Source organism: Bradyrhizobium sp. 62B (assembly GCF_030272265.2).
GTDB lineage: Bacteria > Pseudomonadota > Alphaproteobacteria > Rhizobiales > Xanthobacteraceae > Bradyrhizobium.
Window position 1 is genome coordinate 986990 of the sequence record NZ_CP092841.2, and the last position, 21076, is coordinate 1008065.

General features: G+C 64.8%; 22 protein-coding genes. 18 read left to right on the plus strand and 4 right to left on the minus strand.

The features are described from left to right. The 5 genes from ML401_RS04660 (at position 1) to ML401_RS04680 (ending at position 6699) form a co-directional block, all read left to right on the plus strand. A complete protein-coding gene (locus ML401_RS04660) occupies positions 1-1872 on the plus strand; it encodes an AMP-binding protein (protein ID WP_285810228.1) in 1872 nt (623 codons plus the stop codon). A 162-nt stretch (positions 1873-2034) separates the two neighbouring features. Further along, a complete protein-coding gene (locus tag ML401_RS04665) occupies positions 2035-3162 on the plus strand; it encodes an acyl-CoA dehydrogenase family protein (protein WP_259215549.1) in 1128 nt (375 codons plus the stop codon). Between the two features lie 140 nt (positions 3163-3302). Continuing rightward, complete coding sequence (locus tag ML401_RS04670) at positions 3303-4547, plus strand: acyl-CoA dehydrogenase (RefSeq protein ID WP_285810230.1); 1245 nt, start codon at positions 3303-3305, stop codon at positions 4545-4547. Positions 4548-4683: 136 nt separating this feature from the next. After that, the gene (locus tag ML401_RS04675; RefSeq protein ID WP_285810231.1) at positions 4684-5928 is read left to right on the plus strand and encodes an acyl-CoA dehydrogenase; all 1245 of its coding nucleotides are present in this window, start codon (positions 4684-4686) and stop codon (positions 5926-5928) included. A 69-nt stretch (positions 5929-5997) separates the two neighbouring features. Beyond that, a complete protein-coding gene (locus ML401_RS04680) occupies positions 5998-6699 on the plus strand; it encodes a nitroreductase (RefSeq protein WP_285810233.1) in 702 nt (233 codons plus the stop codon). Between the two features lie 90 nt (positions 6700-6789). Here the strand turns inward: ML401_RS04680 and ML401_RS04685 are convergent, their stop codons facing one another. Together ML401_RS04685 and ML401_RS04690 are read right to left on the minus strand one after the other, a co-directional pair. Further along, positions 6790-7338, minus strand: coding sequence for a sigma-70 family RNA polymerase sigma factor (locus ML401_RS04685; RefSeq protein WP_011090521.1), 549 nt, complete (start codon positions 7336-7338; stop codon positions 6790-6792). Continuing rightward, positions 7338-7571 carry a NepR family anti-sigma factor gene (locus ML401_RS04690; protein ID WP_164718820.1) on the minus strand — a complete coding sequence of 78 codons (234 nt, stop codon included), beginning with the start codon at positions 7569-7571 and terminating at the stop codon, positions 7338-7340. The genes ML401_RS04685 and ML401_RS04690 overlap by 1 nt, the downstream gene beginning before the upstream one ends. A gap of 207 nt (positions 7572-7778) precedes the next feature. Here ML401_RS04690 and ML401_RS04695 point away from each other — a divergent pair, with 207 nt between their 5' ends. The 7 genes from ML401_RS04695 (at position 7779) to ML401_RS04725 (ending at position 13413) form a co-directional block, all read left to right on the plus strand. Beyond that, on the plus strand, positions 7779-8585 hold the full coding sequence (locus ML401_RS04695; RefSeq protein WP_285810247.1) for a response regulator: 807 nt from the start codon (positions 7779-7781) through the stop codon (positions 8583-8585). Positions 8586-8721: 136 nt separating this feature from the next. Next, positions 8722-9336, plus strand: coding sequence for a nuclear transport factor 2 family protein (locus tag ML401_RS04700; protein WP_285810248.1), 615 nt, complete (start codon positions 8722-8724; stop codon positions 9334-9336). Between the two features lie 279 nt (positions 9337-9615). Next, positions 9616-10068 (plus strand): hypothetical protein, encoded by a 453-nt coding sequence (locus ML401_RS04705; RefSeq protein WP_285810249.1) that lies wholly within the window; start codon positions 9616-9618, stop codon positions 10066-10068. A gap of 122 nt (positions 10069-10190) precedes the next feature. Then, positions 10191-12068 (plus strand): molecular chaperone HtpG, encoded by a 1878-nt coding sequence (htpG, locus tag ML401_RS04710; protein WP_211418649.1) that lies wholly within the window; start codon positions 10191-10193, stop codon positions 12066-12068. Between the two features lie 128 nt (positions 12069-12196). Beyond that, on the plus strand, positions 12197-12475 hold the full coding sequence (locus tag ML401_RS04715) for a DUF3551 domain-containing protein (RefSeq protein WP_194405895.1): 279 nt from the start codon (positions 12197-12199) through the stop codon (positions 12473-12475). A 32-nt stretch (positions 12476-12507) separates the two neighbouring features. After that, entirely contained in the window at positions 12508-12780 is a 273-nt protein-coding gene (locus tag ML401_RS04720) for a DUF3551 domain-containing protein (protein WP_285810250.1), read from the plus strand. Positions 12781-12924: 144 nt separating this feature from the next. Beyond that, the gene (locus ML401_RS04725) at positions 12925-13413 is read left to right on the plus strand and encodes a hypothetical protein (protein WP_194405897.1); all 489 of its coding nucleotides are present in this window, start codon (positions 12925-12927) and stop codon (positions 13411-13413) included. Positions 13414-13461: 48 nt separating this feature from the next. Here ML401_RS04725 and ML401_RS04730 read toward each other — a convergent pair whose 3' ends face one another. Further along, positions 13462-14442 (minus strand): tripartite tricarboxylate transporter substrate binding protein, encoded by a 981-nt coding sequence (locus ML401_RS04730; protein WP_285810251.1) that lies wholly within the window; start codon positions 14440-14442, stop codon positions 13462-13464. A gap of 228 nt (positions 14443-14670) precedes the next feature. Between ML401_RS04730 and ML401_RS04735 the strand changes: the two genes are divergently transcribed. The 5 genes from ML401_RS04735 (at position 14671) to ML401_RS04755 (ending at position 19298) form a co-directional block, all read left to right on the plus strand. Next, the gene (locus ML401_RS04735; protein ID WP_285810252.1) at positions 14671-16485 is read left to right on the plus strand and encodes a long-chain-acyl-CoA synthetase; all 1815 of its coding nucleotides are present in this window, start codon (positions 14671-14673) and stop codon (positions 16483-16485) included. 141 nt (positions 16486-16626) lie between these two features. Beyond that, a complete protein-coding gene (locus ML401_RS04740) occupies positions 16627-16872 on the plus strand; it encodes an acyl carrier protein (RefSeq protein ID WP_194405899.1) in 246 nt (81 codons plus the stop codon). Continuing rightward, positions 16859-18241, plus strand: coding sequence for a class I adenylate-forming enzyme family protein (locus ML401_RS04745; protein WP_285810253.1), 1383 nt, complete (start codon positions 16859-16861; stop codon positions 18239-18241). The genes ML401_RS04740 and ML401_RS04745 overlap by 14 nt, the downstream gene beginning before the upstream one ends. Next, complete coding sequence (locus tag ML401_RS04750; protein ID WP_212065935.1) at positions 18234-18956, plus strand: SDR family NAD(P)-dependent oxidoreductase; 723 nt, start codon at positions 18234-18236, stop codon at positions 18954-18956. Before ML401_RS04745 ends, ML401_RS04750 begins: the two co-directional genes overlap by 8 nt. Before the next feature lie 126 nt (positions 18957-19082). Then, positions 19083-19298 carry a hypothetical protein gene (locus ML401_RS04755; protein WP_211418643.1) on the plus strand — a complete coding sequence of 72 codons (216 nt, stop codon included), beginning with the start codon at positions 19083-19085 and terminating at the stop codon, positions 19296-19298. Between the two features lie 3 nt (positions 19299-19301). Here ML401_RS04755 and ML401_RS04760 read toward each other — a convergent pair whose 3' ends face one another. Beyond that, the gene (locus ML401_RS04760; protein WP_211418854.1) at positions 19302-19700 is read right to left on the minus strand and encodes a hypothetical protein; all 399 of its coding nucleotides are present in this window, start codon (positions 19698-19700) and stop codon (positions 19302-19304) included. A 210-nt stretch (positions 19701-19910) separates the two neighbouring features. Here ML401_RS04760 and ML401_RS04765 point away from each other — a divergent pair, with 210 nt between their 5' ends. Further along, complete coding sequence (locus tag ML401_RS04765) at positions 19911-21056, plus strand: DUF3095 domain-containing protein (protein WP_285810254.1); 1146 nt, start codon at positions 19911-19913, stop codon at positions 21054-21056. The last annotated feature ends 20 nt before the right edge of the window (positions 21057-21076 follow it).

The following is a 21076-nucleotide window of genomic DNA, read 5'->3' on the forward strand; positions in this document are numbered from 1 at the left end:
ATGAGTGGAAGCGCGGCGGCCGTGATGACGAAGCCCGCCTTTCGCAAGATCGAATGGCTTGCGCGCGACATCGACGTCGAGCGCCGCAACGACGGCACGGTGGTGCTGAAGTCGCGCATTCCGCTGCAGCCTTACGAGAAACACATTCCGGCATCGCTGGCGAAGTGGGCGAAGCAAGCCCCCGAGCGCATCTGGCTGGCACAGCGCGGCGGTCCCCATCGCGAATGGCGCAAGGTCTCCTATGCCGAAGCCAAGCGTACCGTGGATGCGCTGACGCAAGGTCTGCTCAATCTCGGGCTGGATGGCCGCCCCGTTGCGATCCTCTCCGGCAATTCGATCGAGCACGCACTGATGACGCAGGCGGCGATGCAGGCGCGCGCCCCGGCAGCGCCGGTGTCGCCGGCCTACTCGCTGATGAGCCACGATCACGTCAAGCTGAAATACCTGTTCGACCTGATCAAGCCGGCCGTATTGATGGTGCAGGACGGCCCGACCTTCGAGAAGGCGCTGAAGGCGCTCGATCTCGCCGGCGTCACCGTGGTGCACGTCGCCCGGCCCTGCGACGGCATCCCAAGCGTCAGCTTCGCCGAGCTCGCGGCGACGCCGGTGACGAAGGATGTGGAGGCGTCGATCGCGAAGATCACGCCGGACACCGTCGGCAAGCTGCTGTTTACGTCAGGCTCGACCGGCATGCCCAAGGCCGTCATCAACACGCAAGGCATGATGTGCGCCAATGCGGCGATGATGATGCAGGTTCGCCCAAGGGATCCCAATGGTCCTGTTACGACCATGCTGGACTGGATGCCGTGGAACCACACCATGGGCGGCAATGCGGCGTTCCACCCGATCCTGGTCGATGGCGGCACGCTCTATATCGACGACGGCCGGCCGATGCCGGGCCAGTTCGAGGAGACGCTGCGGAATCTGCGCGAGATCTCACCCACCTATTACGCCAACGTGCCGGCCGGCTATGCCGCGCTCGCGGCGGCCATGGAGAAGGACGACGCACTCTGTCGCTCCTTCTTCAAAAATCTCTCGATCATGGCCTATGGCGGCGCGCGGCTGCCGGACGATCTCTATGACCGCATGCAGGCCCTCGCCGTGAAGACCACCGGCGAGCGCATCGTGTTCTATACCGGCTGGGGCTCGACAGAGACCGCGCCGACCTCGACCGGCACTTATTGGGACACCGAGCGCGTCGGCCTGATCGGCCTGCCGTTCCCCGGCGTCGAATTGAAGATGGTGCCGTGCGGCTCGAAATATGAGCTGCGGCTGCGCGGAGTCAACGTCACGCCCGGCTATTTCGGCCAGCCGGAGCTGACGAAGAAGATGTTCGACGAGGAAGGGTTCTACTGCATCGGTGATGCCGGCATTTTCGTCGACGATTCCGATCCGGTGAAGGGCATCATCTTCGCCGGCCGTGTCGTGGAAGACTTCAAGCTCACCACCGGCACCTTCGTGCATGTCGGCTCGCTGCGAACGGATGCGATCGCGGCGGCAACGCCCGTCGTGCATGACGCGCTGGTGGCGGGACAGGACCGCGCCTTCATCGGCCTCCTGGCGTGGCCGAACCTGCATGCCTGCCGCCAGCTCGTCGGCAATCCCGATCTCAGCTTCGCGGACGCGGTGAGGCATCCCGAGGTGATCGCCTGTCTCAGGCGGGGGCTGGAGACGCACAACCGTGAATGCGAAGGCGCCAGCAGCCGGATCATCGCGCGCGCGATGCTGATGGCCGAGCCGCCCTCGATCGACGGCAACGAGCTCACCGACAAGGGCTACATCAACCAGCGCGCCGGTCTGGAACGGCGCGCCGAATTGGTGGAGCGGCTTTATGCGGACAAGCCGGATCAGGATGTGATCGTGCTGAGATGAGTTGCGCAATTCTTCACCTCGTCATTCCGGGGCGCGCGCAGCGCGGGCCCGGAATCCATCAGGCCGCATCGATGCGGTGAAATGGATTCCGGGCTCGCCGCTCCGCGGCGCCCCGGAATGACGGCATCGATACAAGCGACAAACAATAAAAGGTAGCCCGCCATGAACTTCGACTTCTCCGACGACCAGAAACAGCTTCGCGACCAGGCGCGCAAGTTCCTCACTGAGAAATGCTCGCCCAAGGCGGTACGTGTCGTGCTCGACGGCAAGGCGCCTTACGACAAGGAGCTGTGGAAAGGCCTCGCCGAGATGGGCTTTCTCGGCGTCGCCATTCCCGAGGAGTTCGGCGGCGCGGGCGCCGGCCATCTCGAGCTTTGCGTGATCGCGGAGGAGATGGGCCGGGCCAATGCGCCGGTGCCGTTCTCCTCGACCGTGTACCTTGCCGCCGAAGCGCTGCTGATCGCCGGCAGCGACGCGCAGAAGAAGAAATGGCTGCCTGCGATTGCCTCGGGCGAGGCGATCGGCACGCTGGCACTGTTCGAGGGCAAGGGCAATCCGTCGCCGAAGAACGTCAAGCTCACCGCTGCAAACGGCGTGCTCAACGGCGTCAAGAAGCCGGTTGCCGACGGCGCCATCGCCGATTTCGCGGTGGTTGCCGCGCGCACGGGATCGAGTGGGCGCGACAGTGACATCTCGCTGTTCCTGGTCGACCTCAAGGCCGGGGGTGTCGAGGTCAAGAGCCTCACCAATCTCGATCCGACCCGCGGGCAGGCCGAGGTCACGTTCAAGGACGTCAAAGCCGAGCCGCTTGGCGCCGCGGGTGAGGGCTGGGGTATTTTGACCCAGGTGCTCGATCGTGCCGCGGTGCTGTGCGCGTTCGAACAGGTGGGCGGTTCCGACCGCGCGCTGGAGATGGGCCGCGACTACGCGCTCGACCGTATCGCCTTCGGCCGCCAGATCGGTTCGTTCCAGGCCGTCAAGCACATGCTCGCCGACATGTATGTCTCGGCGACGCTGGCGCGCTCCAACAGCTATTACGGCGCCTGGGCGCTCTCGACCAACGCGGCCGAGTTGCCGGAAGCAGCGGCTGCCGCCCGCATCAGCGCGACGCAGGCGTTCCAGCATTGCGCCAAGAACAACATCCAGGTTCACGGCGGCATGGGCTTCACCTGGGAGTTCGACTGCCACATGTATTACCGCCGCGCCAACGCGATGGCGCTGGGGCTCGGCAGTCTCAGCTATTGGGAAGACCAGCTGATCGACCGCATGCGCAAGAAGAACGCGGCGTAAGCCGATGTGCGTGTCCCGGACGCGATGCGGCGCGTAGTGCCGCTTCGCAGAGCCGGGACCCTGGGCCGCAATGGGCCCCGGATCTGCAGCGCATCACTTCGTGCTGCGCAGCGTCCGGGGAACGAACCGAGAGAAAACAGATGAATTTCGACGACACCCCGCAGGAAGCCGAATTCCGCGCCACCGCGCGGGCCTGGATCGGCGCCAACGCTCCGAAGCAATACGAGGAGGAGCTGCGCAAATCCTCGCTGGGCCGCACCGTGCTCAAGAACGCCAATATCCTGGAAGTCGCAAAGGAGTGGCAGAAGAAGAAGGCCGATGCCGGCTGGGCCTGCCTGCACTGGCCGAAGGAGTATGGCGGCCGCGGATCGTCGCCGATCGAGCGTGTGATCTGGTCGCAGGAAGAGGGGCCGTTCGGCCAGCTCTCCCGCATGTTCATCATCGGTCACGGCATGTGCGGGCCGACCATGATGGCGTTCGCGCGCGAGGAGCATAAGCGCACCTACCTGCCGCCGCTCGCCTCAGGCGAAAAAGTCTGGTGCCAGCTGTTCTCCGAGCCGGCCGGCGGCTCGGACGTCGCGGGGCTGCGAACGCGCGCCGAGAAGGACGGCGATGACTGGGTGATCAACGGCCAGAAGATCTGGACCTCGGGCGCGCATTATTCCGACTACGGCATCCTCTTGACGCGCACGGATCCGACCGTGCCCAAGCACAAGGGGCTCACCATGTTCTTCCTGGACATGAAGAGCCCCGGCGTCGAGGTGCGTCCGATCAAACAGGCGAGCGGGGCGTCCGACTTCAACGAGGTCTATTTCACCAACGTCCGCATTCCCGACCATCAGCGCCTCGGCGAGGTCGGTGACGGCTGGAACGTCTCGCTGACCACGCTGATGAACGAGCGTAGCGCGATCGGCGCGGCCGTCTCGACCGGTTTCCCTGAATTGTTCGAGTACTGCTCCAGCCTAATGCTCGACGACGGCCCGGCGATCGAGGATCGCGCCGTGCGCTCCAAGCTGGCGAACTGGGCCGTGAAGGCGAGCGGGCTGAAATATACCAGCATGCGCGCGATCTCGGCGCTGTCGAAGGGCGAGCGGCCGGGGCCGGAAAACTCCATCGGCAAGCTGGTGGCGGGATCGATGATCCAGGACGTCGCGACCTACGCGTTGGATCTGCAGGGCGCGGGCGGCGTGGTCAGCGGTGAGGATGGCGAGCTGGCCGGCCGTTTCCAGGCCATGCTGCTGCGCGCGCCCGGCACGCGCGTCGAAGGCGGCACCGACGAGATCATGCGCAACATCATCGCTGAGCGGGTGCTGGGTCTGCCCGGCGATATCCGTGTCGACAAGGACGTGCCGTTCAACAAGATCCCGACGAAGGGAAGAGGCTAGCCGTGTCCCGGACGCGGTGCGGGACGAAGTACCGCTCCGCAGAGCCGGGACCCAGAAAGCCAAAATGGGCCCCGGCTTTGCAGCGCACCGCTTCGCGCTGCGCAGCGTCCGGGGCACGAGAAAGGAGAGTTCGAAGATGAATTTCGACGACACCCCGCAGGAAGCCGCATTCCGCGAGACCGCGCGCAAATGGATCGACGCCAATGCGCCTAGGGAGCTGCATGCCGAGCTGTCAAAATCCTCGCTCGGCCGCATCCGCCTTGCCAGCCACGACATCGTCGATGTCGGCAAGGCCTGGCAGAAGAAGAAGGCTGATGCCGGCTGGGCGTGCCTGCACTGGCCGAAGGAATATGGCGGGCGCGGCGCGTCGCCGATCGAGAAGGTGATCTGGCAGCAGGAGGAGGGCGTCTATGGCAAGCTGACGCAGCCGTTCCAGATCGGCGAGGGCATGTGCGGTCCGACCGTGATGGCCTTCGGCAGCGAGGATGCGAAGCGCAGGTATCTGCCGAAGCTCGCCTCGGGCGAGGAGATCTGGTGCCAGCTGTTCTCCGAACCGTCCGCCGGTTCGGACGTTGCGGGCCTGCGCACCCGTGCCGAGGAGAAGGGCGACAACTGGGTCGTCAATGGCCAGAAGATCTGGACCTCTGGCGCGCATTATTCCGACTATGGTCTTTTGATCGCGCGCACCGATCCGAACGTGCCCAAGCACAAGGGCCTTACCATGTTCTTCCTGGACATGAAGAGCCCGGGCGTCGAGGTGCGGCCTATCAAGCAGGCCAACGGCATGCAGGAGTTCAACGAGGTCTATTTTACTGACGTGGTCATTCCCGACAGCCAGCGGCTGGGGGCCGTCGGCGAGGGCTGGAGCGTCTCGCTGACCACTTTGATGAACGAGCGCATGTCGATCGGTGCGCGGCTCGCCACCGGCGTCCCTGAAATGTTCGAGTTCTGCTCAACGCTGATGCTGGAGGACGGGCTCGCCATCGACGATCCCGCCGTGCGCTCCAGGCTGGCGAGCTGGGCGGCGAAGTCGAACGGACTGAAATTCACCAGCTATCGCACCATCTCGGCACTGTCGAAGGGCGAGCGGCCGGGTCCGGAGAACTCGATCGGCAAGCTGGTCTCGGGCATGATGCTGCAGGACATCGCGACCTACGCCATGGACCTGCAGGGCGCGGCCGGCGTGCTCACGGGCAACGACGAGGAGACCGTGCAGGGCCAGTTCCAGCAGATGCTGCTGTCCTCGCCCTCGATGCGCATCGCCGGCGGCACCGACGAGATCCTGCGCAACATCATCGCCGAGCGCGTGCTGGGCCTGCCCGGCGACATCCGCGTCGACAAGGACGTGCCGTACAACAAGATCCCGACCAAGGGGCGGTGATTGCCATTTTGCAGGGTGGGTTACGCCTTCGGGCTAACGCACCCTGCGAGGCCAATAGCGAGCAGATCCATGGACGCAAAAGTGAGTCAGACCCAAAACCGCATCGGCGTGCTCGAAGAGCTGCTCAACGAGCGCTATTCCGTCCGCGCCTTCCTCCCCAAGCCGGTCGATCGCGCGACCATCGAGCATGTGCTGACGACGGCGCAGCGCACTGCGTCCTGGTGCAACAGCCAGCCCTGGCAGGTCATCATCGCCAGCGGCGAGGCCAAGGAGCGCTTCCGCAAGGCGATCTACCAGGAAGCCTCAGGCGGCCTCGGCGACGACTATGATTTCACGCCGCCGCGCGAATATGTCGGTGTCTATCTCGACCGCCGCCGCGAAAGCGGTTTCCAGCTCTACAACACGCTCGGCATCGCCCGTGGCGACAAAAGCGCCTACGCCAGGCAGGCGCTGGAGAACTACAATTTCTTCGGCGCGCCGCATGTCGCCATCATCCACACCAACGAGCCGCTCGGCATCTACGGGGCGATCGATTGCGGCGCCTATGTCTCCAATTTCATGCTGGCCGCGCAGGCGCTCGGGCTCGGCACGATTCCGCAGGCCGCGCTGGCGCGGCATTCCGGCCTGATCCGCCGCCACTTCGATCTGCCCGACGACCGCCGCGTCGTCTGCGGCATCTCGTTCGGCTATGCCGACCACGCGCATAAGGTCAACAGCTACCGTACCTCGCGGGCGAGCGTGGCCGAGACCGTGACCTTCGTGGACGAGTGATCGGCAGCGTCATCCGTCCTGCAGACGCATGAAGGCGGCCGTGGGAACGGCCGCCTTCATCTTCATTCGAGCCCGATTGACGCCGGCCCGTTAGCCGCCGCTGCCGCCGATCACGGCCCGTACGGTCTCGTCCGGGCCAAAATCCTCGGCGCCGTCCACATAGAGCAGCGCGGCGAGCTTCGAGCGCGCACGGTTCACGCGACTCTTGATCGTGCCGACGGCGCAGCCGCAGATCGAAGCCGCGTCCTCGTAGGAAAAGCCGGAGGCGCCGACCAGGATCAACGCTTCACGCTGGTCCTGCGGAAGCTTCTCGAGCGCCGTGCGAAACTCCTCGAACTCGAGATGCGCGTTCTGCGACGGCTGTGTCTTCAGCGTCTTGGCGTAGTTGCCTTCGGCATCCTCGACCTCGCGCCGCCGCTTGCGATAGTCCGAGCGGAACAGGTTGCGCAGGATCGTGAACAGCCACGCCGGCAGGTTGGAGCCGGGCTGGAACGAGTCGATGTTGGCAAGCGCGCGGAGCAGCGTCTCCTGCACCAGATCATCGGCGCGGTCCGCATTGCCGCTGAGCGAAATGGCGAACGCACGCAGACTGGGTACGGCCGCCAGGATGTCGTTACGCAGGGAGTCCGTGAGAGGCATTAATCCCTCCCATTGTTGTTGTCGTTAGATCCCCCGTCATTTTCCACTTGGGGTGTCGCTCCCTGGGCATCAAGCTTCTTGATCAGTTCCGCGAACCGATCCGGAACCCCCTGCCGCACCACGTCATCATACATGGCGCGCAGCTGATGCCCGATCCGGGATTGAATCTCCGGAGTGAGCCCTCCCTTGCCGGGGGTCGTGCTTCTGGTTGCTTGTGACTTGAGATCTTTCATGACCTGTTCCACGTTTCCCCGAGTTAAGTGACTGTAAAATCGAGAAGTTTTCTCAACCGGGAGCCGTTCCCTGGATAGGCTCAATTCCAGGTTCGAGAAAAAGTTCCGCCTCCAGCGGAACTTTTGTTGGGCTGAGGCGTAAACAGCCCAGCAGGGGAACCGGGCCCCCCGCGTTGCCAGGATGGCCCGAAGATGAATGGAGTGGGGATGTCCCGTTCACAGCTCGTTGCTGAACACTTGCCGTTGTTGCGCCGGTATGCGCGCGCCCTGACGGGCAGCCAGGCCTCCGGTGACGCCTATGTCGCAGCCATGTTGGAAGCCATGCTGGGGGACCCGTCGGTGCTCGACGAGAGCCGTGGGCCGCGCGCCGGGCTGTTCCGTCTATTCACCCAGATCTGGAATTCGGTCTCCGTCAACGACGATTCGGAGGTGACGACCCTGCCGATGCCGCCGGAGCGGCGGCTGTCGAACATCACGCCGCTGCCGCGGCAGGCCTTCCTGCTGCTCTCGCTCGAGGGATTCTCGGAAGAGGAAGTCGGCTACATCCTCGGCACCGACGTCGCCGAGACCCGGCGGCTTGCAGACGCTGCGGGCCGTGAGATGGCGGCCGAGATCGCGACCGACGTGCTGATCATCGAGGACGAGACCTTCATCGCCATGGACCTCGAGAGCCTGGTGAAGAATCTCGGCCACAACGTCGTCGGCGTCGCGCGAACCCATGCCGATGCGGTCGCGCTGGCCAAGAACAAGCGGCCCGGCCTGATCCTTGCCGACATCCAGCTCGCCGACGGCTCCTCGGGCCTCGATGCCGTCAACGAGCTGCTGCGCACGTTCGAGGTGCCGGTGGTGTTCATCACTGCCTACCCGGAGCGCTTCCTCACCGGCGAGCGCCCCGAGCCGGCGTTCCTGATCTCGAAACCGTTCCAGCCCGCGATGGTATCGGCGGTGGCGAGCCAGGCGCTGTTCTTCCAGCGCAACTCGCGCAACCGCACGCCGAAGGCGCCGGCGGCGTAAGGCAAGCGCCGTTCGTGGAATGATTTAGTCCGGCGTGCCGCAAGGCACGCCGGACTTTTTCGTGCCGTCTGCAGCGCTTGACGCGCGTCGGCTGCGCCGCTCATACCTCCTGCATGATCCTCATCGGAGACATGCCATGGACCAGCAACTGCTCGATCGTCTCGGCATCCGCGACCTCGTCGAGAACTGGGCGGTCTGGCGCGATGCCGGAGACTGGGAGCGGTTCGCCACGGTCTGGCACGAGGAGGGCTGGATGTCCGCCACCTGGTTTCAGGGGCCGGCGCGGGATTTCATGCGGGTCAGCCAGGAGGGGTTCGCCAAGGGGGTGCGTATCCTGCATTTCCTCGGCGGCACCAGCATCGACCTTGCCGGCGAGCGGGCCATCGCCCAGACCAAGATGACGATCTCGCAGCGCGCTCCTGTGCATGACGTGCTGTGCGACGTCGTCTGCACCGGGCGGTTCTACGATTTCCTGGAGAAGCGGCAGGACCCATCAGGAGTTGGGAGATGGGGGATCGTGCGCCGCCAGCCTATTTATGAGAAGGATCGGATCGACCCGGTCGACCCCGCGGCATCCCTTCGTCTCGACCAGACGGCGCTCGCCGCGCTGCCCGAAGGCTATCGCCACCTCGCCTACATGCAGGAGCTGATCGGCTACAAGGTCAAGCGCGACATGCCGGGCCTGACCGGGCCCGAGGTCGAGAAGCTCTATGGCGAGGGGCGGGACTGGCTCGCGGGCAGCGCGAAATAAGTCGGGCCCAAATAACTTGACCCAAGTGCCCTCCAGACAAAAGTAAGGCGCGACTGGCATCACCACAGTCGCGCCCTACGTCGCCGGCTTATGGGGCAGGGGGGAATAGCCGGCTGCAGAGACGACTCCTGTCCGCGGGAGTCGTTCCAGGCCTTGCGAAATATTTTGCGCACCCTGCTGCATTTTTCGCACACGGTTAAGTGATCGTAATCACTGAGAACCCCCGATCCTTTACTCGCGTTGTTCCCGCGATCGCCATGGGGCGAGGGACAGACAGTCATGTCACAGATTCATAAGGTATTTTTGGGCGCCGTCGCGGTTGCCGCAACCCTTTGCGCGGCGCAATTGGCCTCCGGCCACGATCTGGCCGACCGCTGGCAGGCGGTCGCCGATGTGCCCACCCAGGGCTCGAAATACGCCCCGAGCCAAAACGTCTCAGGTCAAAACGTCCCAAGCCATAACGTCAATCGCGCCGGCAAGGCCGACCGCCTCGCCGAGCTCAAGCCGGCCGCGGTTCCCACCCGCACCGTCTCGATGCGGCTGAACGATCTCGCCGACACCTCTGTGCTGCTGCGGGTCCCCGCGGTGATCGAGACCGGCAACGCCAAGCCGCCGACGCTGCTGCAGAACCAGAAGAAGGCGCGCAGCAGGCCGACGATCGCCTGCGAGCCGATGGTCAGCTCGCTGACCGAGGTCGCAAAGCTGCTTCAGCCCGGTCGCTGTGTAACCTGATCCGCCGCGCTGTCGGACAGATCGCCCTTCCGCCGGCAGGGCGATTTTCCGCGTCCACTTGATCCCCCGTCGCCTCGCGTTATATCCCGGGTTTCTTCCCTTTCATTTGACCGGGTAAACGCATGACGACGTCCGATACGGCTGTGCATACGCAGCCCTTCCAGGCCGAGGTTTCCGAGCTTCTGCACCTCATGGTGCACTCCGTCTATTCCGAGACCGATATCTTCCTGCGCGAGCTCGTCTCCAACGCCTCCGACGCCTGCGACAAGCTGCGCTACGAGGCAATCGCCAGCCCGGCGCTGCTGGGCGAGGGCGACGCGCTCAAGATCCGCATCATTCCCAACAAGCAAGCCGCGACGCTCACGATCGCCGACAATGGCATCGGTATGGAGCGGCAGGAGCTGATCGATCATCTCGGCACCATCGCCCGCTCCGGCACCAAGGCATTCGTGTCGAAACTGAAGGAGGCCAAGGACGGCCTCGGCCTGATCGGCCAGTTCGGCGTCGGCTTCTATTCCGCCTTCATGGTCGCCGAGAAGATCGTCGTGGTCAGCCGGCGCGCCGGCGAGAGCGACGTCTGGACCTGGACGTCCTCCGGCGGCTCCGGCTTCGAGATCGCCCGTGCCAGTGAGGAAGAAGCGGCACGCGTGACCCGCGGTACCGAGATCGTCCTGCACCTGAAGGACGATGCCAAGAAATATCTCGAGCCCTACGAGATCGAGCGCATCGTCCACGCCTATTCCGACAACATCCTGTTTCCCATCGAACTCGTGCCGGAAGAAGGCGATCCGCGCCAGATCAATTCGGCGAGCGCGTTGTGGCAACGCTCGAAATCCGAGCTGACGGCGGAGGACTACAAGAAGGCCTATCAGCAGATCGCGTCCGCCTTCGACGATCCCGCGATGACGCTGCATTACCGTGCCGAGGGCCGCTACTCCTACGCCGTGCTGCTGTTTGCGCCCTCGACCAAGCCGTTCGACCTGTTCGAGCCGAACCGCAAGGGCCGGGTGAAGCTTTACGTCCGCCGGGTCTTCATCACCGATGATGCGGATCTGCTGCCGGGCTATCTGCGCTTCATCCGCGGCGTCGTCGACAGCGAGGATCTCCCGCTCAACATCTCCCGCGAGATGCTCCAGAACAATCCGCAGCTCGCGCAGATCCGCAAGGCGGTGGCGACCCGCGTCGTGTCGGAGCTCGAAAGCCTCGCCGAGAAGGATCCGGACAATTTTGCCAAGATCTGGGACGCGTTCGGCGCGGTGCTCAAGGAGGGCATTTACGAGGATTTCGAACGGCGCGAAAAGCTGCTGGCGCTGTCCCGCTTCACCACGACGTCGGGCGAGAAGCGGTCGCTGAAGCAGGTCATCGCCGATTTCAAGCCGAACCAGACCGAGATCTACTATCTCGTCGGCGACAGCATCGAGCGGCTGAAGTCCAATCCGCGGCTCGAGGCGGCAACCGCGCGCGGCATCGAGGTGCTGCTGCTGTCCGATCCCGTCGACGCCTTCTGGACCTCCATGCCGTCGGAGTTCGAGGGCAAGCCGCTGAAGTCGCTGAGCCAGGGCGATCTCAACCTCGACCTGATCCCGCGCGTCGATGAGGCGGACGAGGCGAAGAAGGAGGAGCCGGCCGCGGACGAGGCCGCCACCATCGCCGTGATCAAGGCCTCGCTCGGCGAGCGCGTCGGCGACGTCAAGGCCTCGACGCGCCTCACCAGCTCGGCCTCCTGCCTCGTCGCCGACAGCCAGGGCCCGAGCCGCGAGCTCGAGCGCATCCTGTCGCAGCAAAACCGGGGCATGCGCACCAAGCCGATCCTCGAGATCAATCTGCGCCATCCGCTGGTGACTGCGCTCACCAAGGCGCAAGCCGGCTCGAATGTGGTCGACGATCTCAGCCTGCTCCTGCTCGAACAGGCGCAGATACTGGACGGCGAATTGCCGGAGGACCCGGCGGCGTTTGCCGCGCGGCTGAACCGGCTGGTGTTGCAGGGGCTCGGCGCATAGCACCGCAGGTGCTAGCGCTCACCTTGCCGTCATCTGCCCCTAGGAACAGTCGCCGCCGGCCTCGTGTTATGCCATAGCAGGCCGTCGGCATCAGACCCGCCGACGCCGTCGATTCGAGGATTAAGTCCATGCGCCTGTCGATCTTGACGCTCACTGCGATTGCCGCGCTGTTCGTCGCGGCCGATGCCAGCGCCCAGACCTATGATCCGCGCTACCCGGTGTGCATGCACGTCTACACGCCGGGCGGCGGCTTCGGCGGTGGCGGCGGCGACTATTTCGACTGCTCCTTCACCTCGCTGCCGCAGTGCCGTGCGACCGCCTCGGGCCGCTCGGCCAGCTGCGACCTCAACCCCTATTACGCCTTCGACCAGCCGCCGCCGCGCAAGCGCCACAAGAAGGTCCAGTAACAATCCCGATGCAGCGTCCAGGAATATCGTTCATGCGTCTCTCGTTCGGCTTGATCATGACCGCCGGCGCGCTGCTCGCGGCCGCGCCGTCTCACGCGCAGACCTTTGATCCGCGTTACCCCGTTTGCATGCACGTCTATTCAGGTGCGAACGGGGGAGGTGGGGAATGGTACGATTGCTCCTTCACCTCAATTCCACAGTGCCGCGCCACCGCTTTCGGCCGCTCCGCGATCTGCGATCTCAATCCGTATTATCCGGTCGAGGCGCCAGCATCACATCTTCCCCGCAAGCCGCGCGGCCGCTAGCCTCCCCGCTCTCGTCGCCTGCAACGTTGCGCCAAGTCAACGCGCGCAATGCGTTTCTGGGCATCCTCATCGCGTAGCCCGACGTCAGGAGTCCGGCATCATGCCGGCCCTATCGGATCGGGCGCATGAAGCGAGGAGATTTCCATGAACTGGTGCACCCTCAAGGCGCTCATCGGCTCGACCCTTGTCATGATCGCCTTCCAGCCGGCCCGCGCGGACGTGCTCGCGCGTTACGAATGCAGCATAGCCGGCTTCTTCACCCAGGAGCCGATTGGCGACCGGGCCGATCACAATCTGGTTGCGCAGGACTATGTCTGCGTCGGCGTCGAGGGAATCTTCAAAGGCGCAGTTTATTCCGCGTCGAATGTCGTCGAGTGGGACGGTCCCAAGGCAACGATGCTGATCGGTAGCGGGGTCCACCGCATTCCCGGCGGACGCCTCATCACGCAGCTCACCGAAGGTTCCGCCCAGGCCGTGATGAAGGACGGCAAGCCCGTCGGGGTCGCATCCTCGGGCAAGGGACTCGTCAAGTTCGCATCCGGTCCATTTGCCGGGCTGAACGGTAAGACGGTTCAGTTCGTCACGAAGCCCATCAATCCGATCCGGTTCGATCTCGAATTCACGGCGGATTGAGGCGGCGCGAAACTCTGCCATCGCAGCTGGTCGGTGCTCGGGGAACGGCTACTCCTTCCTGATCCCCGACAACTCCACCACCTTGCGCCAGCGGTCGGTTTCGGCCGTCTGCATGCCGCCGAATTCACTGGCGTTGCCGTGGAGCGGGATGGCGCCGAGCTCGGCGATGCGGGCCTTGATACCGGGATCGGACAGCGCAGCGTCGATCTCGCGATTGAGCAGGTCGACGATCTCGCGCGGCGTGTCGCGCGGGGCGCCGACGCCGTAGAACGAGCTCGTCTCAAAGCCGGGCAGGGTGTCGGCGATCGAAGGAATGTCGGGCAGGATCTCCGAGCGCTCGCGCGTGGTGACGCCGAGCGCGCGCAGCTTGCCGGCGCGCACCAGCTCGAAGGACGAGGTGACGTTGTCGAACATGCCCTGGATCTGCCCGCTCATCACGTCGGTCAAGCCCGGTGCCGAGCCACGATAGGGGACGTGGGTGAACTCAACGCCGGCCATCGACTTGAACAATTCGCCCGAGAGGTGCAGCGAGGTGCCGATGCCCGAGGAGGCAACCGATATCTTGCCGGGATTGGCCTTGGCGTAGGCGATGAAGTCGGCGACGGTTTTCACCGGCAGGTCGTTGTTGACGACCAGAACCATCGGAATTCGTGCGACGCCGGCGACCGGTGCGATGCTCTTGGCGAAATCATATGGCAGCGCCGGATCGAACGAGGCATTGATCGCATTGGCGGTCGAGGTCAGCAGCAGCGTGTAGCCGTCGGGGGCTGAGGTGATGACCGCCTGCGTCCCGATATTGCTGCCGGCGCCCGGCTTGTTCTCGACGACGAAGGTCTGGCCGAGCCGGTCGGACAGCCGCTGGCAGAGCAGCCGCGACAGCAGGTCGGTTGCGCCGCCCGGCGCATAAGGCACCACCCATTTCACGCTGTGCGAGGGATAGGAGGGATTGCCGAGTGCAAAAGCGCGCGGCGCGGCGAGCGCAGCCGCGGCGCAGGCCGCGGTCTGAATGAAATGTCGTCGGGTAATCATGGCGGTCTCCGCTTCACTTCGTCCCGCCTGCGGGGCGGGGGGCACGCGCAGCGCGCCTGACAATTGGAATTGCTATCGCAAGAATTGCGCTGCGGCGCACGCCGATCCCATGGGCTTGGTAAAGGATCACTAGAGTTAATCGCGCACTAACGGAGTTTTACCTTGTCCCTTAACACCTGGGCAAAGCGCGCGGGTTAGATTGCCGGACATCAGCGGACGGCCCGAAGAGTGAACAATATGACCACCGGTGTCATCGAGCAGCCGAAAGTCGCGCGCGCGCCGTCGGCTTCAAAGATCTGGTTGAAGGCCATCGAGCTCACCGCGCGGATCGAGACCCTGCCAGGCCGTCTGTTCGCCGACGTCGTCGACGATTGGGCGCAGCGCCAGCCCGACCGCGTCGCGCTGCTGATGGATGACGCAAGTCTCGACTATTCAGGCCTGTCGAAGCGCATCAACCGCTATGCGCGCTGGGCGCGCTCGGCCGGTGTGGCCAAGGGCGACACCGTCGCGCTGATCATGCCGAACGGCATCGACTACGTCGCGGCATGGCTCGGCATCAGTCGGGTCGGCGGTGTGGTCGCGCTCCTCAACACCAGGCTGGTCGGGCTCTCGCTCGCGCATTGCATCGACGTCGCCAAGCCTTCGCATATCATCGTGGCCCATCAACTGACGGAGATGTTGGATGGCGCAGCGCCGCATCTGAAAACGCAGGCCAAGGTCTGGACGCATGGCGATGCCCGCGGCGAGCGTGCCATCGATGTCGCGCTGGCAGCGCTGGACGATGCTCCCCTTTCGCCGGAGGAGCATGGCGAGGTCACCATCAACGACCGTGCGCTGCTGATCTACACCTCCGGCACCACGGGCCTGCCGAAGGCCGCCAGCATCAGCCACCGCCGTATCCTCAATTGGGGCTTTTGGTTCGCCGGTCTCACCGGCGCGGGCCCGCAGGACCGGCTCTATGATTGCCTGCCCTTGTTCCATTCGGTCGGCGGCATCGTCGCGCCCTGCAGCATGCTCGCGGCCGGCGGCTCGGTGGCGATCGCCGAGAAATTCTCGGCCTCCCATTTCTGGTCCGACATCGTCCGGCACGACTGCACGCTGTTTCAATATATCGGCGAACTCTGCCGCTACCTGCTGAAGGCTGCGCCGTCGGAATACGAGAACCGCCATCGTCTCCGCCTCGTCTGCGGCAACGGCCTGCGCGGCGACATCTGGGAAGACTTCCAGGATCGTTTCGCCATTCCCCGTATCCTGGAATTCTATGCGGCGACGGAAGGCAATTTCTCGCTGTTCAACGTCGAGGGACAACCGGGCGCGATTGGCCGCATCCCGCCGCTGCTCGCACATCGCTTCCCGGCCAATCTCGTCAAGCTCGATCCTGATAGCGGCGTGCCGCTGCGCAACGACGAGGGATTTTGCCTCGCCTGCGCCCGCGGCGAGGCCGGCGAAGCCATCGGCCGCATCGGCACCGCCGATGAAGGCGGCGGCCGCTTCGAGGGCTATACCGATGCTGGCGAAACCGAGAAGAAGATCCTTCGAAATGTCTTTGCCAAGGGCGATGCCTGGTTTCGCACCGGCGATTTGATGCGGATCGACGACAAGGGGGTCTTCCATTTCGTCGATCGTATCGGCGACACGTTCCGCTGGAAGGGCGAGAATGTCGCGACCTCCGAGGTGAGCGACGCGATGCGCGATTTCACCGGCGTGGTCGACGCCACCACCTATGGCGTCGGCATCCCAGGTGCCGACGGCCGTGCCGGCATGAGCGCGATCGTCGTCAACGAGGGTTTTGACATTGCGGCATTGCCCGCGCATCTCGCGCAGCGCCTGCCGGCCTATGCACATCCCGTCTTCATCCGCATTTCGCGCGAGCTCGATGCGACGGAGACGTTCAAGCAGAGGAAGGGTGACCTGTCGCGGGAAGGCTTCGATCCCGCCGCGATCTCCGATCCGCTGTTCATGGTCGACCCGAGATCCGGAGCCTACGTCCCGCTGGACGCCGAGGCTTATGCACGAATCCTGGACGGCTCCATCAGGCTCTAAACCCGGCAAAATCCGCAGATAGGTCCAATTTTATCTGAATTGTCCAAGAAGCCATTTACTTCTCTCGGGTAAACAAGCCGCCATGGGGAGGCGGCCAGCAAGAGCCGCCGCAACACCAACGAATAACAAAGCGAGCCAGCCATGTCGGTAAGGTCTAAGGTCATCGAGGCGATCCAGCAGATCGCCAAGGAGCAGAACGTCACGCTTCCCGCACTTTCGGACGATCTGTCGCTGCACGAGACGGGCTTCGACTCGCTCGCCTTCGCCATTCTGGTCGCGCGTCTCGAGGACGACACCGGCGTCGACCCCTTCACCATCTCCGAGGACGCAGCATTCCCCGCCACCGTGGGCGATTTCGTGCGGGCCTACGAAAATGTCCCCGCGTGAGATCTTTGCACTCCGCGACCATCTCGGCGCGGAGCTGAAAGGACGCTCGATCTCCGACGCGCATCATGTCGTGTCGCTGACCGACATCCTGGCGCAGACGGTCCTTGGTGGCCGCCTGCATGAATTGTCGGGCCGCTCCGTGCTGCTCAAATTGTCCGACCAGCTCCGGTCGGGCCTCGCCATGATCGAGCTCGACGGCATCGCGCGCCGCATGCTGCTGTGCCCGCCCGATCTCAACCCTGATCATCTCGACGCGCTGATCGCGGATGCCGGGATCGATGCCGTCGTCACCGACGGGCCCGATCGCTGGGCCAATTCGGGCGTTGCGCTCGTCGTGACCGCGCAATTGCCGCTCGAAACCACCGCGCCGGCCAAGACCGAACGCGCCACGGAATGGCTGATGCTGACCTCGGGCACCTCGGGCGTGCCGAAAATCGTCGGCCATACGCTGGAAGCGCTGACCGGTGCCATCGTCGCCGAAGGCCCCGCGCGCGGACCTGCGCCGGTCTGGGCGACGTTCTACGACATCCGCCGCTATGGCGGCCTGCAGATCTTCCTTCGCGCAATCCTCTCCGGCGGCTCGATGGTGTTGTCGGACCCGCATGAGGTGCTCGGCGATCACGTCGCGCGGCTGAAGGCGCGAGGTGTTTCGCACATCTCCGGCACGCCGTCGCACTGGCGCAAGCTCTTGATGAGCGGTTCGGCCGCGCAATTTACCCCGGCTTACGTCCGCCTCTCCGGTGAAATCGCCGACCAGGCGGTGCTCGACGGATTGAAGGCGGCATTCCCCAATTCCTCCGTCGGTCATGCCTATGCCTCGACCGAAGCCGGCGTCGGTTTCGCCGTCAATGACGGGCTGGAGGGCTTTCCGGCCGACTATCTCGGCAATCGCAACGGCGTCGAGATGAAGGTGGTCGACGGCTCGCTCCGGATCCGTTCGACGCGTACCGCGCATGCCTATGTCGGCCGCAGCGCCGCGGCGCTCACCGATGACGACGGTTTCGTCGACAGCGGCGACATTGTCGAGCTGCGCGGTGACCGCTACTATTTCGTCGGCCGCCGCGGCGGCATCATCAATATCGGCGGATTGAAAGTCCACCCCGAAGAGATCGAGGCGGTGATCAACCGCCATCCCGACGTGCGGATGTCGCGCGCCAAGTCGCGCAAGAGCCCGATCACCGGCGGCATCGTGGTTGCCGACGTGATCCTCACCGAGGGCACTGATCCGGCGCGCGCGAAAGAGATCCGAGACCAGATCCTGGCGCAGTGCCGCACACAGCTCGCGTCGCACAAGGTGCCGGCGGTGATCCGCTTCGTCGAGGCGCTCGACGTCACTCCGGCCGGAAAACTGGCGCGAACCGATGCATAATGTCCTCGTCACCGGCGGCAGCCGCGGCATCGGTCTTGCGATCGGCAAGCGCCTCGTTGATGCCGGCTACAACGTGATCGCGGCGGCGCGGCGCGAAAGCGACGAGCTCAAGGCGGCGATCGCCGAATCCGGCGGACGGCTGCATTTCCGCGCCTGCGACCTCGCGGTGATCGACGCGATCCCGGCTTTCGCAAAGCTCGTGCGCGACGAGTTCGGCCCGGTCTACGGCCTCGTCAACAATGCCGGCCTCGGCACCGAAGGCCTGCTCGCCACCATGCATAATTCCGCGATCGAGGCGCTGGTGCAGCTCAACGTGCTGTCGCCGATCATCCTCACCAAATATGTGGCGCGGCAGATGATGGCGGACGGCACCGGGCGCATCATCAACATCTCCTCGATCATTGCGACGACCGGCTATAACGGCCTGTCCGTCTATGGTGCGACCAAGGCGGCTGCCACCGGCTTCACCCGCTCGCTGGCCCGCGAGGTCGGCAAGGTCGGCATCACCGTCAATGCGATCGCGCCGGGCTTCATCGACACCGAGCTGACGCATAATCTGTCCGATGAGGCGCGCAAGCGCATTGCCGGCCGCAGCGCGCTGCGCCGCCTGCCGGAGACGGACGACGTCGCGCGCATGGTGGAATATCTGCTGGGGGAGGGCGGCCGCAACGTCACCGGCACCGTGTTCACCATCGACGCGGGGAATACGGCATAGGCGGAACTCGGCCGGCATCATTGTGTTGATCCGGCACAATGACATTCAGCCGGATTTGGTCGTAAGATGCCCCGCAATCGATTGGGTTACGTCAATCGATCTGCCCTAATCGACAGGGAGCAGTCCATGGCCATGCCCAACATGACCGCTTCAAATCAGAGCCGGACGGAGCCATCCCGCGCGAAGCCGGATTTGGATGAAGTCCACTGCCCGCCGATGACGCATCAGAATTCCGGCAGTCACGGCTATGAAATGTACCCGCAGCAATTCGTGCGCCTGGTCGGCTGCCATGACGCGTCGCTCGATACCTTGCGCAAGCGTCAGAACGAGAAGCTGCACTAGCCGTCACGACCGGTGCTTCGGCGAGTCCTTCGGGAGGTCAATCCGTTCGTTGGAAAATTCCGGCGGCCCTTCGGTGAGGCGGCGGATGCGGCGCTCGCGCTCGTCCGCCGGCAATGCGGGATCGAGCAGCGTCTCGATCTCGTGGACAGCGATCTCTTCGATCCTGGTGGCCTCCGAGGCGATCGGATGCGCCGAACCGGGCACCGGCGGCGCGATCTTCAGGCCCAGCTCGATCAGCTTGCAGATCGCCTCCGCACGGGTCAGGCGATAGGCTTCAGCCCAGGCATCGACGGCCTCCGTCAATCGTTCGGGCATTTTCACCGCGCTGATCGGGTCGACACCCGTGCGCCGGCGGACCGGAGAGGTGGAGTCCTTGTTGCCGAAGTCGGACACCTCGATCATCCCATGTAAGGCCGTGGAGCTGAGGGACGATAGCCGCAACTCCCGGACTGCCGTTTGATGCCGATCAAACGACCCGCTGCGGCAATGCAACGCGGCGGCATCTTGTTGTCCGGAGCCGTTTCGGCCAATGATTGAAGGGGCCGCCGGCCGGCGAACCCGGATCGATCCTGCCCCGTATTTGTTTTGCATTCCAACCATCCGGCGTCCCCGATGACCTCAGGCGAATCCTTCTACGGCGGCATTCCCGTTTTCCGCGGCTTCACCAGCCTGATGGACCCTGCGCTCTATGCGCCTCTGCCGGACGATTGGAGCATCGGCGTTGCCGATATCGTCGATTCCACAAAGGCGATCGCGGCGCAGCGCTACAAAGCGGTCAACATGGCCGGTGCGGCCGTGATCGCGGCCGTGACGAATGCCTTGGCGGGGCGCGAATTCCCCTTCGTGTTCGGCGGCGACGGCGCGAGCTTTGCGGTCGCGCCCGGCGATCTCGATGCGGCACGCGACGCGCTCGCCGCGACCGCCACCTGGGTGCGAGAGGATCTCGACCTGAGGATGCGCGTCGCGCTGGTGCCGGTGAGCGCCATTCGCGCGCACGGCCTCGACGTGCGCGTCGCGCGCTTCGGTCCGTCGGCGAACCTGTCCTATGCGATGTTCTCCGGCGGCGGGCTCGCCTTTGCCGACGCCGCGATGAAGCGCGGCGAGTTCGCGGTCGCCGAGGCGCCGGCGGGCACGCAGCCCGACCTGTCCGGCCTGTCCTGCCGCTTCGAGATGATGCCGGCCTCGCGCGGGCTGATCCTGTCGATCCTGGTGATGCCGGCGCGCGGCGCCGAGCCGCATGCCTTCCGCAAGGTGATCGAGGACATCATCCATCTCGTCGAGCGCAGCCCGGACGGCGCCCGTCCGGTGCCGCCGCAGGGACCGCCGCTGAAATGGCCGCCGCAGGGCCTGGAATACGAAGCCCGCACCAGGCGCGGTGGCCCGCTGCTTGCGCGCAGGGCGAGCGTGCTGGCCTACACGCTGTTTGTCTATCTGATCATGCGCTTCGACCTCAAGGTCGGCGGCTTCGTGCCCAACCTCTACCGGCGTCAGGTCGTCGAGAACTCGGACTTCAGGAAGTATGACGACGGCCTGCGCATGATCCTCGACTGCACCCCGCAGCTCGAGCGCGCGCTGAGCGATCGCCTCGCGGCCGCCGCGCGCGAAGGCGTCGTGCGCTACGGCCTCCATCAGCAGGACGCCGCCATGATGACCTGCTTCACACCGTCGGCGCTGCGCAGCGACCATGTGCACTTCATCGACGGCGCGCGGGGCGGCTATGCCTCGGCCGCGACGGCGCTAAAGGCGATGCCGGCGTGAGGGATCTCGTGTCCCGGACG

Coding starts and splice junctions, on each gene's coding strand:
- ML401_RS04660 (WP_285810228.1), top strand. CDS start 1: ATGAGTGGAAGCGCGGCGGCCGTGATGACGAAGCCCGCCTTTCGCAAG.
- ML401_RS04685 (WP_011090521.1), bottom strand. CDS start 7,338: ATGCCTCTCACGGACTCCCTGCGTAACGACATCCTGGCGGCCGTACCC.
- ML401_RS04675 (WP_285810231.1), top strand. CDS start 4,684: ATGAATTTCGACGACACCCCGCAGGAAGCCGCATTCCGCGAGACCGCG.
- ML401_RS04680 (WP_285810233.1), top strand. CDS start 5,998: ATGGACGCAAAAGTGAGTCAGACCCAAAACCGCATCGGCGTGCTCGAA.
- ML401_RS04720 (WP_285810250.1), top strand. CDS start 12,508: ATGCGTCTCTCGTTCGGCTTGATCATGACCGCCGGCGCGCTGCTCGCG.
- ML401_RS04760 (WP_211418854.1), bottom strand. CDS start 19,700: ATGATCGAGGTGTCCGACTTCGGCAACAAGGACTCCACCTCTCCGGTC.
- ML401_RS04705 (WP_285810249.1), top strand. CDS start 9,616: ATGTCACAGATTCATAAGGTATTTTTGGGCGCCGTCGCGGTTGCCGCA.
- ML401_RS04740 (WP_194405899.1), top strand. CDS start 16,627: ATGTCGGTAAGGTCTAAGGTCATCGAGGCGATCCAGCAGATCGCCAAG.
- htpG (WP_211418649.1), top strand. CDS start 10,191: ATGACGACGTCCGATACGGCTGTGCATACGCAGCCCTTCCAGGCCGAG.
- ML401_RS04730 (WP_285810251.1), bottom strand. CDS start 14,442: ATGATTACCCGACGACATTTCATTCAGACCGCGGCCTGCGCCGCGGCT.
- ML401_RS04690 (WP_164718820.1), bottom strand. CDS start 7,571: ATGAAAGATCTCAAGTCACAAGCAACCAGAAGCACGACCCCCGGCAAG.
- ML401_RS04695 (WP_285810247.1), top strand. CDS start 7,779: ATGTCCCGTTCACAGCTCGTTGCTGAACACTTGCCGTTGTTGCGCCGG.
- ML401_RS04745 (WP_285810253.1), top strand. CDS start 16,859: ATGTCCCCGCGTGAGATCTTTGCACTCCGCGACCATCTCGGCGCGGAG.
- ML401_RS04765 (WP_285810254.1), top strand. CDS start 19,911: ATGACCTCAGGCGAATCCTTCTACGGCGGCATTCCCGTTTTCCGCGGC.
- ML401_RS04700 (WP_285810248.1), top strand. CDS start 8,722: ATGGACCAGCAACTGCTCGATCGTCTCGGCATCCGCGACCTCGTCGAG.
- ML401_RS04755 (WP_211418643.1), top strand. CDS start 19,083: ATGGCCATGCCCAACATGACCGCTTCAAATCAGAGCCGGACGGAGCCA.
- ML401_RS04715 (WP_194405895.1), top strand. CDS start 12,197: ATGCGCCTGTCGATCTTGACGCTCACTGCGATTGCCGCGCTGTTCGTC.
- ML401_RS04750 (WP_212065935.1), top strand. CDS start 18,234: ATGCATAATGTCCTCGTCACCGGCGGCAGCCGCGGCATCGGTCTTGCG.
- ML401_RS04665 (WP_259215549.1), top strand. CDS start 2,035: ATGAACTTCGACTTCTCCGACGACCAGAAACAGCTTCGCGACCAGGCG.
- ML401_RS04725 (WP_194405897.1), top strand. CDS start 12,925: ATGAACTGGTGCACCCTCAAGGCGCTCATCGGCTCGACCCTTGTCATG.
- ML401_RS04670 (WP_285810230.1), top strand. CDS start 3,303: ATGAATTTCGACGACACCCCGCAGGAAGCCGAATTCCGCGCCACCGCG.